The 14866-nt window shown below is 42.2% G+C and carries 11 protein-coding genes; 8 read left to right on the forward strand and 3 right to left on the reverse strand.

What is annotated here, in order from left to right:
• Nucleotides 1-379 precede the first annotated feature (379 nt).
• The 8 genes from ACXAEO_RS15845 to ACXAEO_RS15880 all read left to right on the forward strand — a co-directional run bounded on the left by ACXAEO_RS15845 (nucleotide 380) and on the right by ACXAEO_RS15880 (nucleotide 10596).
• Nucleotides 380-1792, forward strand: a complete 1413-nt coding sequence (locus ACXAEO_RS15845; protein WP_474882837.1) for a sigma-54 interaction domain-containing protein — start codon at nucleotides 380-382, stop codon at nucleotides 1790-1792.
• Nucleotides 1793-2345: 553 nt separating this feature from the next.
• Nucleotides 2346-3764, forward strand: a complete 1419-nt coding sequence (locus ACXAEO_RS15850; protein ID WP_474882839.1) for a sodium:solute symporter family protein — start codon at nucleotides 2346-2348, stop codon at nucleotides 3762-3764.
• 143 nt (nucleotides 3765-3907) lie between these two features.
• The gene (gene speB, locus ACXAEO_RS15855) at nucleotides 3908-4894 is read left to right on the forward strand and encodes an agmatinase (RefSeq protein WP_474882841.1); all 987 of its coding nucleotides are present in this window, start codon (nucleotides 3908-3910) and stop codon (nucleotides 4892-4894) included.
• A gap of 4 nt (nucleotides 4895-4898) precedes the next feature.
• Nucleotides 4899-6353, forward strand: coding sequence for an aldehyde dehydrogenase family protein (locus ACXAEO_RS15860; protein ID WP_474882843.1), 1455 nt, complete (start codon nucleotides 4899-4901; stop codon nucleotides 6351-6353).
• A gap of 87 nt (nucleotides 6354-6440) precedes the next feature.
• Nucleotides 6441-7814 (forward strand): purine-cytosine permease family protein, encoded by a 1374-nt coding sequence (locus ACXAEO_RS15865; RefSeq protein WP_474882846.1) that lies wholly within the window; start codon nucleotides 6441-6443, stop codon nucleotides 7812-7814.
• Between the two features lie 3 nt (nucleotides 7815-7817).
• On the forward strand, nucleotides 7818-8615 hold the full coding sequence (locus tag ACXAEO_RS15870; RefSeq protein ID WP_474882848.1) for a carbon-nitrogen hydrolase family protein: 798 nt from the start codon (nucleotides 7818-7820) through the stop codon (nucleotides 8613-8615).
• Nucleotides 8616-8632: 17 nt separating this feature from the next.
• A complete protein-coding gene (locus ACXAEO_RS15875) occupies nucleotides 8633-9283 on the forward strand; it encodes a cyclase family protein (protein WP_474882853.1) in 651 nt (216 codons plus the stop codon).
• Nucleotides 9284-9480: 197 nt separating this feature from the next.
• On the forward strand, nucleotides 9481-10596 hold the full coding sequence (locus ACXAEO_RS15880; RefSeq protein ID WP_474882855.1) for a type II asparaginase: 1116 nt from the start codon (nucleotides 9481-9483) through the stop codon (nucleotides 10594-10596).
• An 81-nt stretch (nucleotides 10597-10677) separates the two neighbouring features.
• Here ACXAEO_RS15880 and ACXAEO_RS15885 read toward each other — a convergent pair whose 3' ends face one another.
• From ACXAEO_RS15885 to ACXAEO_RS15895, 3 genes are read right to left on the reverse strand one after another with little or no spacing between them, the layout of a single operon-like run.
• A complete protein-coding gene (locus tag ACXAEO_RS15885) occupies nucleotides 10678-11547 on the reverse strand; it encodes a TAXI family TRAP transporter solute-binding subunit (RefSeq protein WP_474882857.1) in 870 nt (289 codons plus the stop codon).
• A gap of 8 nt (nucleotides 11548-11555) precedes the next feature.
• The gene (locus ACXAEO_RS15890; protein WP_474882860.1) at nucleotides 11556-12935 is read right to left on the reverse strand and encodes a sigma-54-dependent transcriptional regulator; all 1380 of its coding nucleotides are present in this window, start codon (nucleotides 12933-12935) and stop codon (nucleotides 11556-11558) included.
• Nucleotides 12932-14848 carry a transporter substrate-binding domain-containing protein gene (locus ACXAEO_RS15895; RefSeq protein ID WP_474882862.1) on the reverse strand — a complete coding sequence of 639 codons (1917 nt, stop codon included), beginning with the start codon at nucleotides 14846-14848 and terminating at the stop codon, nucleotides 12932-12934. The genes ACXAEO_RS15890 and ACXAEO_RS15895 overlap by 4 nt, the downstream gene beginning before the upstream one ends.
• Nucleotides 14849-14866 lie beyond the last annotated feature (18 nt).

Raw genomic sequence — 14866 nt, forward strand, 5'->3', positions numbered from 1 at the left:
CATATAAAATCGATGTTAAAATTACGTTAAGATTTTGTCAATTTTAGTCACATCTACTCAGAACATTGTCAATATATGTTTTAACTTCTCAATTCCTCCGGTAGAGGTTCGCCTTCATAATTCGGCACCTCTTCATTCGATTGAGAAGCACCACAATCATGAACCCTGACAACGTAAGCTTCCCCTCAATTTGGCAGAACCACTCTTTAGTCGTGTCGAATTTTCTAGATCGCTTGATATAGGAATGCAGACTTTATCAAAAAATGCAGAAAACTATATAAACTACTATAATACAAATACATCATTATGATAACGGTAGAATTTCCCACTAACTATCTTGAACAAGCTAGAGATGAACGAAAAACATTGGAGGGATTTTATGAAAACTAAGGACACCTTTCTACAATTAGAGCTAGAAGCAATTTTAAAAGCGTCAAAAGATAATATTGTTGTAACAGATGGTCAAGGCATTGTTTTGCGAGTAAGCCCCAACTGTGAAACCATTTACGGAAAGAAAACTTCTCAGTTAATCGGGAAATCAGTGGATGAGCTAGAAGCTGAATCCATTTTTTCTCCTTCTATTACCAAAATCGTTTTACAAGAAAGGAAAGAAATGCAAGTAATGCAGCGAACGCCTGCAGGTCGGATGGTTATGGCAACAGGACTTCCGGTATTTGATGAAAATGGCTCCATTATTCGTGTCATTAGCTTCTCCAATGACTTAACCGAAATCCAGCATTTAAAAGAAGAGTACGAACAACTTCAAGCACAAATGGAACGGTACCAAGTTGAACTTCAAGAACTTCGGGAAAAAGACCATGAACTTGATGAATTTGTTGTCAAAAGCAAAGCCATCCGTCAAGTATGGCAGATTATTCAGCGCGCCGCTAAATCAGATGCCTCCGTCGTGTTTCTTGGCGAATCAGGGGTTGGAAAAAACGTCTTCGCCCACGCTCTTCATCAAGGAAGTGAAAGAAAAGACGAAAGCTTTATCGAAGTCAACTGTGGAGCCATTCCTGAATCGCTCTTTGAGTCTGAAATGTTTGGATATGAAGCCGGTTCCTTTACCGGAGCGAATAAAAAAGGAAAAACAGGACTCATCGAGCTGGCCGACAAAGGAACGCTTTTTTTGGATGAAATTGGGGAACTTCCTTTAACTGTGCAAGCAAAACTTCTTAAAGTGCTGCAAGAGAAAAAGGTGACAAGAATCGGCGGTGTCCAATCCAAACATATTGATTTCCGCTTAATTGCTTCCACCAATCAAAATCTTGAAGAGATGGTGAAAAAGGGAACATTCCGGGAAGATTTGTTTTATCGATTGAATGTCATTCCAATTACAATTCCTCCCCTTCGTGAACGAAAAGAAGACATCTTAATGTTGGCCCATTATTTTCTTAAACATTTTAATGAAAAATATAGCACAGACAAATTTTTTCATGCGTCCACTGTTGAAGAGCTTATGCATTATCCTTGGCCTGGGAATGTGCGCGAACTACAAAACATGGTAGAACGGCTTGTGATTACGACTGATTCTCGAACAATTTATCCAACTGTTCTTCCTTTTTTCAATGGACAAGATCCTATAAAAACTGAGACAAGCTGGAAAGATGAGGATGTCAAAGAATCTCACACCTCCTTGCAAGAAGCTGTAGAGGAAGTGGAGAAGCGCTGGCTGACACGTGCCTTCAAACAATTCAAAACGACTTATGAAATGGCCGATTATTTAGGCTTAAGTCAATCAACTGTTGTCCGAAAGTTAAAAAAATATAAGATTAATGCAAAAACGAATTAAGATGCAAAAATAACTTAAATTTACATCCTCCCATTTATTTTTGCATCAATTCAGACCGACAAACTCCCCCATCTTCCCTCATTTGGATTTGGCATGAATCTTGCAACTATATATAGACAAAGATATTTACATCACCTATATATATGAACAAATTCAGCCAAATCTCCCTTATCAAGAACAAAAAGGAGGGGTAGCCCACACGAATAGCATCTATCTTCAATTTTCATCACAACACCAAAAAAATTATTCTGAAATAAAATGAAAGCGCTTTTAACCCTTCCTTTTAAAGCACATGGAACGACGTTCTTTCAACACCTTATTTATTACAATTAAAATAGTTCCCTTTATTTATTAGTGTTTACCGCAAGATAAAACTGAATTTTCAAAAACTATGTCATGAAGTCTAACATATGCATTGAAGGTTTAGGCAATTTTATGAATATAATAAAAGCAACCAAAGAAATTCCATTCACTTTGATGATTAAGATATGCTTGGAATGAGTTGAACTAACAGTATAATACTGAGTTATTTCTATTATAAGGAGGGGTTTTTATGTTGAACAGTTTGGATTTAATGGTGGTATTTGCTTACTTTGCTCTTTTAATCGGCATTGGCGTCATCAGTTCGAAAAAAGTAAAAGATGGCAAAGATTTTCTCGTCGCAGGCGGCCGGCTTGGCTACAGTTTATACGTACCGGCTATGGCTGCCGTCGTATTAGGCGGCGCCTCTACATTCGGCACAATCAAGCTTGGGTATCAATACGGCATATCTGGGATGTGGCTTGTCACGATTATCGGACTTGGCATCCTCGCCTTAGGTCTCTTTTTCTCTAAAAAAATAAGCAAACTGAAGGTGTTTAGTGTTAGTGAATTATTAGGACAACGATTTGGCAGCAGCAGCCGCTACATAAGTGCCGTCATCATGATTGTGTATGATTTGATGGTTTCTGTGACAGCCGTTATTGCAATAGGCGTTATGTTTTCTTCTATCTTTGGCTGGAGCGATAAAACCGCAATCGTTGTCGGCGGCATTATCGTTGTTTTCTATACGATGCTTGGCGGGATGTGGGCTGTTACCTTAACAGATGTCATTCAATTTTGGGTGATGACAATTGGTTTAATTTGTATTTTAGTCCCTGCTTCCATCATGGGCGTGGGCGGATTTAGTCAACTAACAGAAAAAGTGCCGTCTGAATTTTTAAACATTGGGAACATCGGTGGTGACGCCATTTTCACTTACTTTTTACTTTATTTCTTCGGGCTTATGATTGGGCAAGATATTTGGCAGCGATCCTTTACGGCTAAAAATGAAACGATTTTAAAAAGAGGTACCATTATGGCTGGGGTTTACTGCATGTTTTACGGAATTGGAGGGGCGCTAATTGGAATGACTGCTAGTGTGTTGCTGCCAAACATCGATGACCCGCAAAAAGCTCTTCCTCAATTAGTCATTAGTATTTTGCCACAAGGACTTGTCGGATTACTCATTGCAGCGGTCGCTTCTGCGGTCATGTCGACAGCCTCTGGTACCATCATGGCTTCTTCTACTATTCTTGTTAATGATTTATTGCTATCAAAAATGCCAAAAGAACAAGCAATGAAAAAACAAGTCAAGCTAACAAGGATCGCAACTGTTTTAATAGGAATTGCATCCATTACAATTTCCCTTGTCTTACAAGACATTCTCGTGGCGCTTGATATCGCTTATGCCTTTTTATCTGGAAGTATTTTCTTCCCTGTGTTAGCTGCTCTCTTCTGGAAAAACGTGCATTCAAAAGTGGTGCTGACCTCCATGGTAATGAGTGGAATTGTCGTCCTTTCCACCCTCATTATTAAAGGTCCTGCCTCATTGGACGGAATTATATACGGACTCATTACAAGTGCAGTCTGCCTAGGTGTTGGAGGTCTTCTCTTTCAGCCTAAAACAACTTCTCCAGAAGTTTCGACCGATTCTAATGCGAAAATGAATTAACTGTCAAAAATGAATTAAAATATTACGGTTTGAGTCATTTTCGCATCAATTATAACCCATTTTTCTCACGTTTCCTTCACTATGAAACTGGCATGCTTTTTGCAAGATATAATAACAAATACTTTTATTCTAGGAGGTTTCTTATGTATCAACCAAAAGATTCATCTAAATCCCCACGTTTTTGCGGTGTGCGCACATTTATGAGATTAGAACAAATAAAAACAACCGACCATATTGATTTCGCTGTCCTCGGCGTTCCGTTCGACACGGCGGCCTCTTTCCGAACTGGTCAGCGACTAGGCCCTCAACATATTCGGGACTTCTCTTCCCTTCTTCGTCCTTATAATCCGGATATGGATATTAATATCTTTGATTATTGTTCCGGCGTGGACTATGGCGATATTGATGTCATCCCAGGTAACATTCACCGGACTTATGACAATATCGTATCAGAATTAACACCCTTGCTGGAGAAGAATGTAATCCCTGTTATCATGGGCGGCGATCACTCTATTTCTCTCGGAAACTTGCGGGCCTTTCATCAAAAGTTTGGTCCGGTCGCACTTGTTCATTTTGATTCACACGGAGACACGTGGGACAATTATTACGGCGAAAAATACATGCACGGAACCCCTTTCCGTCGTGCCGTAGAAGAAGGTTTACTCGATGTTAATCATTCCATCCAAGTCGGAATGAGAGGCTCCCTTTATAGCCCTGATGATATTGAAGATGCAAGAAGATTAGGATTTGAAGTCATCCCGATGAGAGAAGCACGCCAAATCGGCTTTAACGAAGTTATTAGGCGAATTCATGAACGCGTCGGTAATCGACCTGTTTTCGTGTCATACGATATCGATTTTGTTGACCCCGCCTACGCACCTGGAACCGGTACGCCAGAAGTCGGCGGTCCGACAAGTTTTGAAGCATTAGAATATGTACGTGCACTAGATGGAATAAACGTTGTCGGTTTTGATTTAGTTGAGGTGCTGCCGACCTACGACAGCAATGAAATTACCGCTTCTCTTGCTTCCACCATCATCTATGAAATGATTACATTGACTGCGTTAAAAAAGAAAAAACAACTGCTTCAATCCGCAGAAACACCTGTTTTACACGCATCTAAGGAGTGAGTTTATGAACGAAGCGAAACAACAATTTATCGGAGGGAAATGGCAATATGGAGAAGGAGCAGAAAGAGTGCTCTTGAATCCTGCAAATGAAAGCAGCCTTTTCACTGTGAAAGAAGCTTCCAAACGCCAAGCTTCAGAAGCTGTCTTGGCTGCCAAAAATGCCTTCGATCATACCGATTGGTCGTTCAATAAAGAGAAGCGCGTCAACCTTCTTTATCAATTGGCCGATGCACTCGAAGAGAAGTCCGAATTTTTCGCAAGATTAGAATCTCTTAATACTGGAAAACCGATTCGAGAAGCACGGCTTGATATGGATGATAGCGTTGCATGCCTGCGGTATTATGCTGAGCTCGTCCACAATCGGGAGCCTATAGAAAAACAACAGCCAGATGGCACTATTAGCAAAGTAATCGAAGAACCCATTGGCGTTTGTGCTTTAATTGTGCCGTGGAATTTCCCATTGCTGCTTGGCATGTGGAAAATTGCTCCTGCACTTGCTGCCGGAAATACGGTTGTCTTCAAGCCATCTGAGCTGACTCCTTCAACCGCGATTCAGTTTACGAAGCTGATTGAACAATGCGCATTTCCTGACGGTGTTTTTAACCTCGTATTAGGCGCCGGACTTCCAGTTGGCGAAACACTCGTCACACACCCGGATACCGATAAAGTATCTTTTACCGGCGGAGTGGAAGCTGGAAGAAAAATTAATCAGCTATGTGCAGAAAACTTTAAAAGAGTATCGTTAGAACTTGGAGGCAAGTCCCCTCTTTTAATTATGGAAGACGCAGACCTTGAAGCAGCCGTTGAATGGGCAGCCTTCGGTTCCTTCTTTAATCAAGGAGAAGTTTGCGTTGCTTCTTCTCGAATTCTTATTCAAGAAACGCTATACGAAGCCTTTACTGAAGCGTTGCTGCAAAAACTAAAGACAATCAAAATCGGCAATCCATTGAAGGACGAAACTGAAATGGGTCCTATTATTAGTGACAATCATCGTAGGAAAATTGAGCAGTTCATTGAAATCGGCCAACAAGAAGGCGCCACACTTCGTACAGGCGGAGAGCGCTTAGGGGAGAATGGATATTACCTCTCTCCTGCCGTGTTTACAGACGTTCAGCAACATATGCAAATTGTACAAGAAGAAATTTTCGGACCAGTTGTTACCATTCAGCCTTTTGCCGACGAATCTGAGGCAATCGACCTAGCGAATAAAACGAAATACGGCCTCGCTGCTGGCGTTTTATGTGCCGACGTTAACAGGGCGAAACAAATGGCAGGCCGGTTAAAAGCAGGAACGGTTTGGATTAACAGCTACCACACCCCTTACGTCAATGCTCCTTGGGGTGGTTATAAACAAAGCGGGATTGGCCGCGAGCTTGGACCACAAGGCTTATCTATGTTCACGGAAGTTAAGCATCTCAATATAACGGAAACGCTACAAAAAGCAACTTGGTATCAATAAAAGGATTGGTTCCGCATAAATTCCGCTGCGGAACCAATCGATTAGCTTTAATTTTTCTGAAAATTCAAAAAGAAAAGAGGTTACGATATGAGTCAATTAACAGAACGCTTTGGTCATGACAGCATTAGCCCCACACCGAAAAGCGAACGAAGCATGACATTCTTCTCTACCTTCACTCTTTGGCTTGCTGCTAATGTCGTCATCACATCCGTCATGACCGGCATGATGTTTGTCCCGGATATTTCCTTTCAAGATGCCATTATGGCCATCTTCATCGGATCGGCCATCGGTGCCATTCCCCTTGCTTTAACAGGAATGATTGGCACAAGAACAGGACTTCCGACAATGGTTATTACAAGAGCCGCTTTCGGCCAAAAAGGAGCTGTCTTGCCCGCTGTTGTTAACACCATTATCCTCGTCGGCTGGAGTTGGATTCAAGCCTATATGGCAGGGTTAAGTCTTGATTATGCAATTAAACATGCCACTGGCTACAGCAACATTAATTTATTTGTCATTCTCACTGAAGTGCTCGTTGTCGCTATTACCATTTACGGTCACCGAGGTGTAGAAAGCATTGAAAAATGGGTGTCCGTTGCCATGCTGATTTTATCTGCTCTCGTTTTCTACAAACTTTTCACTACGTATAATGTAACAGCTCTTATTGAAATGAAAGTAAGCGAAAACCCAATTATTTCAGGCATTATCGCCTTTGACATCGTCATCGCCACAGCCTTTTCATGGATGTCCACCGTCTGCGACTTCAATCGCCACTGCCGCTCTGAAAAAAGTGGAATGGTAGGTACTTATGTGGGATACTTACTCGCATCTCTCATCGCTATGGGACTCGGTGCCGTTGTAAGTGGCTTCAGCATTTTATCTAATATGGAACAAACCTATGACCCAACCATCCTTCTTGCTGCTCACGGCTTTGGCTTTGTTGCCTCCATCGTCGTCTTTTTCTCTGTACTTTCAACAAATGTGATGGCTCTCTATAGTGCCACCATGTCTTTAATGAATGTATTTCCGAAAACGAACTTCTGGAAACCGCTTTTAACGTTAGGCATTCTTTGTACGCTCGGAGCGCTTTTAAAGGAAACGTTAATGACGAACTTCTTCAACTTTGTTCTATTAATCGCCACTTTATTCATTCCGGTGTTTGCCATTGTACTTGTTGATTATTTTATCGTCAAAAAGGGGCATTATGATGCTGAAGATGTAGCTTTTGACACGAAAGGATTGTACCGCTATCAAAACGGCTTCAATATCGTTGCATGCGTCACGTACGTCCTTGGAGCTTTATTTGCTTATTATTTTACGTATGTTCACCCGCTCAGCATCGGTGCTACCATTTTGACCTTTATTTTGTCTGGATTCGTATATTTCGGACTCATGGCCGCTTCCAAACAGCTACCTGTCCATCAACACCATGAACCTGATATTCAAACTAAGATGGAGGTTTAATCCATGACAAACACACCAAAAATAGCGGTCGTCCAAACCGCTTTCAAAAACGGCGACCTCTCCTACAACCAAGCGAAAATGGAAAAAATGGTCCAACAATGCAAAGAACAGCATCCAGACATCCGTTTAATCATCTTCCCAGAACTTTCGGCCACCGGCTATTATTTGTCATCAGAAATGAAAGAGCTGGCCCAGTTCCAAGAGGGAAGCATTTTTGAACATATGCAAAAAGTAGCGAAGCAATACGAAATGTGGATTGTATATGGATATGCGGAAAAAGACGGAGAAAACCAAGTCTACAATGCCATTCAACTCATTGATCCGACCGGAAAACAGGCTGGAAACTATCGGAAAATCCACCTAACACCACTTGAAAAAGAACTATTTACACCAGGATCTGACCTTGTGACCGTTGAAACAGAAATAGGAACAATCGGCTTAATGATTTGCTGGGACCTTGCTTTTCCGGAACTCGCTCGAGCTTTAACACTACGTGGAGCCGACCTTCTTGTTGCGCCAAGTGCCTGGGAAATTCCCTATGATCTCCCTTTCCATCAATTTGCAGCGGCACGCGCAATTGATAATACAGTCTATGTCGCTGCATGCAATCACATCGGAACATCAGACCGCTTATCCTTTTTTGGAAAATCAGCGATTGTAGCCCCAGACGGCCAAACTATGGGCATGGCTGAAGAAAACAATGAACAAATGATTACTGCTACTTTACAATACGATTGGCGAGATGCTATTCAACAAACCTTCTTTACGATGCTGGCAGATCGCAGACCCGACCTTTATTAACGAAGGAGGAAGACCCATTGCTTATAAAGAAAATAATCGACTTATCCATCCCAGTGACGACGAATACGCCCATTTATCCTGGTGATCCTGTCCCGACTATGCGAGCGACTGCTGAACTGGATAAAGACGGCTATCAAGTCACTGCCTTAAACATCGGTTCCCATACTGGTACACACGTCGATGCCCCTTTTCACTTTCAAAAGGAGGGAGAACGAATTGACGAATCAAGCTTAACAAAATTTATGGGGCGAGGAGTCGTCCTCGATGTAACAGGTAAACAGCCAGGTGAAGAGATTACCCGAAAAGACGTCTCTCCCCAGATCGATTCCATTGACGCCGGAGATATCGTGTTATTTCATACCGGCTGGCCTCAACATATTGGAACCGACACATACTATCAGCACCCTTATGTGTCGGTCGACATCATTAATGAACTACTTTCAAAGGGAGTGACGACGTTTTTCATTGATGCACTTAACATCGATCCCCCAGATGGCTCGACCTTCCCTGTTCATGACGCCATTACAAGCATCAACGGCATTATCGGTGAAAACTTCTGCAACTTCGAGCAAATCAATTTCGCCAACCCATTCATCATCGCTCTTCCACTCCGCTTGCAAGGCCTTGACGGCTCCCCTGTCAGAGCTGTAGCAGTTGAGTTCGCATAATCTACGAATGATATTCAACTAAGCGAATAGCACCCTCGTAAAGAGGGTGTCATTCGCTTAGTTCTAGAAAATTTGGCACGACTTCTCTTTCATCATGCCAAATTTTCTATGTAAGGGAACCTTCCATTTTCTATGATAAAAAATTCCTTTTCATGTAATTTATTACATATAATTCTACAAGGAAAAGGAGCTCAATTATGAATCTAAAAAAAGGACTAGGTATACTCTCTGTAACTGCTACTCTATTATTCTCCGGATTTGGCACTTCGCTTTCTGTATCCGCAGCAAGTTTGGACAAGCCTGACGCTGCAACCGTTCAAGCAAATGAACTTCCTAACATCAAAATTTTAGCAACAGGCGGAACTATTGCTGGATCCTCTCAGAACAATACGGATACAACTGGCTACCAATCAGGTGCCCTTGGGGTGGAGACGTTAATTAACGCCGTACCTGAGATGACGAAAATCGCCAATATTAGCGGAGAACAAATGGCAAATGTCGGGAGTCCTAATATTACCAATGAGACGTTGCTGACACTTGGAAAACGAATTAATGAACTGCTTTCTTCAGAGGAAGTGGACGGTGTCATTGTCACACATGGAACAGATACATTGGAGGAAACGGCTTATTTTCTAAACCTTGTTGTCAAAAGCGATAAACCGGTTGTCGTCGTTGGCGCAATGAGACCGGCAACTGCAATAAGTGCAGATGGCCCCTTCAACTTATATAACGCTGTCGTACTTGCTTCAAGTCCTGAAGCAAAAGGAAAAGGAGCTTTTATTTTACTGAATGACCGCATCGGTGCAGCGCGTTATGTCACAAAAACGAATACGACGACACTCGATACGTTTAAATCATTAGAGCAAGGCTATTTAGGACAAATCATCGGCGGAAAGCCTTACTTCTTTAATGAAACGGCGAAAAAACATACGACGGAGACGGTTTTTGATATCTCCGACATTGAGGAACTCCCTCAAGTGGATATTCTATATAGCTACCAAAATGATAATAAATACCTTTACCAAGCAGCTGTACTATCAGGCGCAAAAGGAATTGTCGTTGCCGGCTCTGGAAATGGCTCTATGTCGACTTATGCAAAAGAAGGCGCTCGCTATGCGATTGGAAAAGGAGTCGTCGTCACCCGGTCGAGCCGTGTGGGAAGCGGAATTGTCACTCACAGCGCTTCCGATGATGAAAATGGGTTCGTTTCATCGGATTCCTTAAATCCGCAAAAGTCTCGCATCCTTTTAATGCTGGCCTTAACCGAAACGAATGATCCAAAGAAAATTCAAGAGTTCTTTAACGAATATTAAAACTGAACGTGAGGCTGTTCGAACGGGAGAAATGGTCCCTTTTTGAACAGCCTCATCAGAATAAAAAACCATGTTTAGAACTTACTGAACATCCTCCATGGCCTTATGCACTTTCTTTAAATCCTCTAGATGCTTATAAAAAGTGCTTCGCAATTGTCCGATGAGTGATTCATCAAGGGTGCTGCGAACGACGAGAAGATTTTGAATGCCAATCGTTGGAACAGGTTCATTATTTTCATACGTGTTCGGCGGGATGTAGGCTTGCTGGAAATAAGGAGCTGCGTGCTCCTGTCCTTTCATATTTTCTAAATAGATGGGGACAATCGTAATCTCCTTTTCCTTCGCAAGACTGGCAACAGGTGCATTCGGCAAACCAGACGTCACGAAAGCGGCATCAATTTCTCCTTGTTTTAACTGCTCCATCGCTTCATGATAGGAAAGAGAAAACGGCTCATAATCTTGTTCACTCAAACCATGACCTTTTAAAATCACTTTAGCGTTTACCTCAACACCGCTGTTTGGCGCCCCAATCCCCACTCTTTTCCCCGCAAGATCGCCGACAGTCTCAATATGGGTTTCTTTAAGTGTCACAATTTGAACGTAGTTGACGTACAAACCCGCCAGTACCTGGATGTCGGTTTCGTTACTAGTAAATGAAACAACATCTGACATGACAAAAGCGACGTCCGCTTTCCCCTCTTTCAACAACCGAAGATTCTCCACAGAACCTCCTGTCGTTTGAACAGTGACGTTCATCCCTAGTTCTTCAGCATAGATTTCTGCTAACGCCCGGCCAATTGTAAAATAAGGACCATATTCTCCACCTGTGGCAATTGTGACATATTCACCTCTTTCCTCTTCCGTCCAATAAGCAGGTGGCTTTGGCGGCTTGTTGCAACCTCCTCCAAACGCCATGAGGAAACAAAGGCTAAACAAAATGATGTTTTTCATATAAACCTTCACAGCTGGGCAGATGCCTCTTTATATAGCTTCAGCTTATCGCGTAATGTCCGTTCGCTAATTCCGAGGATTTCGGCTGTGTTTTTTCGATGGTCATCATTTTGCTTTAGCGTATGTAAAATTAGCATCTTCTCTGCTTCCGCTAATGTAATACCAGACGGGAGGATGAGATTTTCTCCTTTTCGACAGAGGTCAGGTGTCCCGATGTTACTCCCTTTTTGCAAATAGAGCGGCAAATCTTTCGTATCAATGGTCTCTGTTGTCGCCAAAGCGACCGCATATTCGACGATGTTCGATAGTTCACGAATATTGCCCGGATATTCATACGAATAAAGCCACTCTTTTGCCGCATGACTTAGGGATAATGATGGACGATTTAATTTTTCGCTATACAACGTTAAAAAATGGGAAATAAGCAGCGGAATATCCTCCATCCGCTCTCGTAATGGCGCAACTTCAAGCGGAATCACGTTCAAGCGATAATATAAATCTTCGCGAAACCTCCCTTGTCGGACTTCTTCCATTAAATCACGATTCGTAGCAGCAATGATACGCACATCAATTTTCCTCGTCCTTCCCGAACCAATTGGCGTGACTTCTCGCTCTTGAACGACCCGCAATAATTTTGCCTGTAAATGGATGGGCATTTCTCCAATTTCATCAAGAAACAACGTCCCTTTATCAGAACGTTCAAACACGCCCTCTTTCTGCGACGTCGCTCCTGTAAACGCCCCTTTTTCATGGCCAAATAATTCACTTTCCAATAACGTTTCAGGGATGGCCGCACAATTCAATACAGAAAACGGATACTGTTTTCGTTCTCCTTGAAAATGAAGCGCTCTTGCAACAAGTTCCTTGCCTGTTCCGCTTTCTCCTACAATAAGCACATTCGACGAAATGTTTTTAATTCGCTCCAACAATGAAAATAGATGCTTCATCACCGGCGACTTTCCGACTAAGCCCGCATAACTCTCTTTTGGCTGCACAATTTCCTGCAGTCGATGAACTTCCGAATGCAAAGAATAATAATCGAGCCCTTTTTCGATTAACATTTTTAATTCGTCCATATTCAACGGTTTCGACACGTAATGGAAGGCGCCCATTTTAATCGCTTTTACAGATGTTTCAATCGTCCCGTATGCCGTCATGACAATAATCACTGCTTGCGGACACGCCGAGAGAAGAGGTTGAATAAGCGTTAAACCGTCCGCATCTTTAATTCTCATATCCAGCAGCACAACGTCTGGCTGAAAAGAGTCAGCTTTTTGTAAACCCGCTTCAGCATCGGTCACGGTCGTGACGTCATATTCATCTTCAAGTGCGAACATTAAAGACATGCAAATCGCCTGTTCATCATCAATGACCAAAACCTTTTTCATCGAACATCCTCCTTTTGAAATTTCAACGTAAACGTACTGCCACTACCGAGCGTTGACTTCACTTCAATATCGCCGTGATGGTCAAGCAAAATATTGTAACTCGTATACAAGCCTAATCCAACTCCGCTGCCTTTTGTCGTAAAAAACGGTTCAAATAAGTTTGACTGATTGTCCGCTGAAATACCGGATCCTGTATCTTCAATATGTACATAAAAGAAAGCGTCACTACGTTCGGCAGAAATGGTAATAACCTTCTCCTTTGAATCGTGCACAGCTTCAATTGCATTCATCACTAAATTAATAAACACTTGTTTCATTCGGTGAACATCACCGAATAATTCGATATGAGGATCGACCTCTACGACAAACTCGATGTTTTGAGACCGAACTTTCAGTTTAAAAGAATGAATAAGCGAATCGAGAAACTCAGCAAGCGGAATCCATTCTTTGATTGGTTCTTTTCGTCTCGTGTAATCGAGAAGCTCCTCGACTAAATCATTCAATCTCTTAATCTCAGCCGGCACATGCTTTACGACTTCTTCACGAAAACGCGCATCATGAATTTTTACTGGCAATAATTCAATAAAAAGCTTCATTGATGTTAACGGATTGCGCAGTTCATGGGCAATGCCCGCAACAAGCTGTCCGAGCGCCTTTAACTTCTCTTGAATCATCATCTTTTTTTGCAATGACAATTGTTCGGTTCGGTCATCGAGCGTCACAATCCAGCCGACAAATCGCGCTTTTTCATTTTTTAACGGAACGACTTCATAGTAAATCGTTCGCTCTTCCTTCTGTTCAGTAAGGATAATCATGTCTCCTGCATATTTCGTCTGAGAGGAATTCGTTTGAATCATGGCCCAAATCTCTGCTAAATCAGGCACTTCATTCATATGCTGCTCTGTAAATTCGACTTTCAGCAATGTACGCGCTTTCTCATTCATTAATCGGATTTTGCCTGTTTTGTGAAATGAAATGATACCCGTATCAACAGAACGCAACACTTGCTCTTGAAAAAGAAGACTCCTTGTTAAGGCCGTCGTTTTTTTCGCTACTTCTTTTTGCAACTTTTGATTCCATAAAAATACAACGGTAATAATCGTAATGGCCACAAAGACCGCCGCTCCTAGCATAAACGCTACCTTTTGCAGCCAAGAGACCGTGTATTGCTCCTCATAAAACCATTTTTGATGAATGGACTGAAACGTACTGTCTTTTTTCAGCTTCCCTAATTCATCATTCAGCACACGGACTAACTCATAGTTTCCATTTCGAACAGCAAACGCATATTCATATGGCTGCAAGGCTGTTAAGCGTTCATCCAAACTTGTCTGCGCGTCCAGTTCCTTTAATAAAAATTCCGTTGTCCACGGATTGCCAATAAAGGCGTCACTTCTGCCAACTAAAAGCATTTGCAAGGCATCGGGCTGACTTCCCGCTATGTTGACATCAATCTCTCTAATTGTATCAAACGCTTCCTTTGAATAGCTAGACGTACTAATAGAGACGACCGCGTTTCGCAAATCCGGCAAATTAAAGACGGTTTTATTGTCTGACGGAACGTATAGCGAATCCGACATCGTCAAAATCGGCGAAGTAAAATCAACTCGCGCATCATGCGAGGATGTATATTTTAACCCTAAAATAACATCGATCTCGCCTTTCTCCAGCTGCTGCAACAATTCTGTTTCGAAAACGGGTTTGTATTCAACCTGCAGTCCGGTGTTCAATTCAATCGCTTTCATAATCTCAACCGCAAAACCGGCAGGCTTCTGTTTCTCGTCCTCATAGGAAAAAGGCGGAAAATCTCGATTATAGCCCACTACAAGCTTATAAGATCCGCCTTCTTCCGCATAAACAGGAATTGACAGAAAGCTGGATAATAGAATGATGACTCCTACTATTATTCTCATCTCGGCCCCCTGTCAATT

It is taken from the genome of Bacillus sp. ABA4_010, from assembly GCF_056159105.1.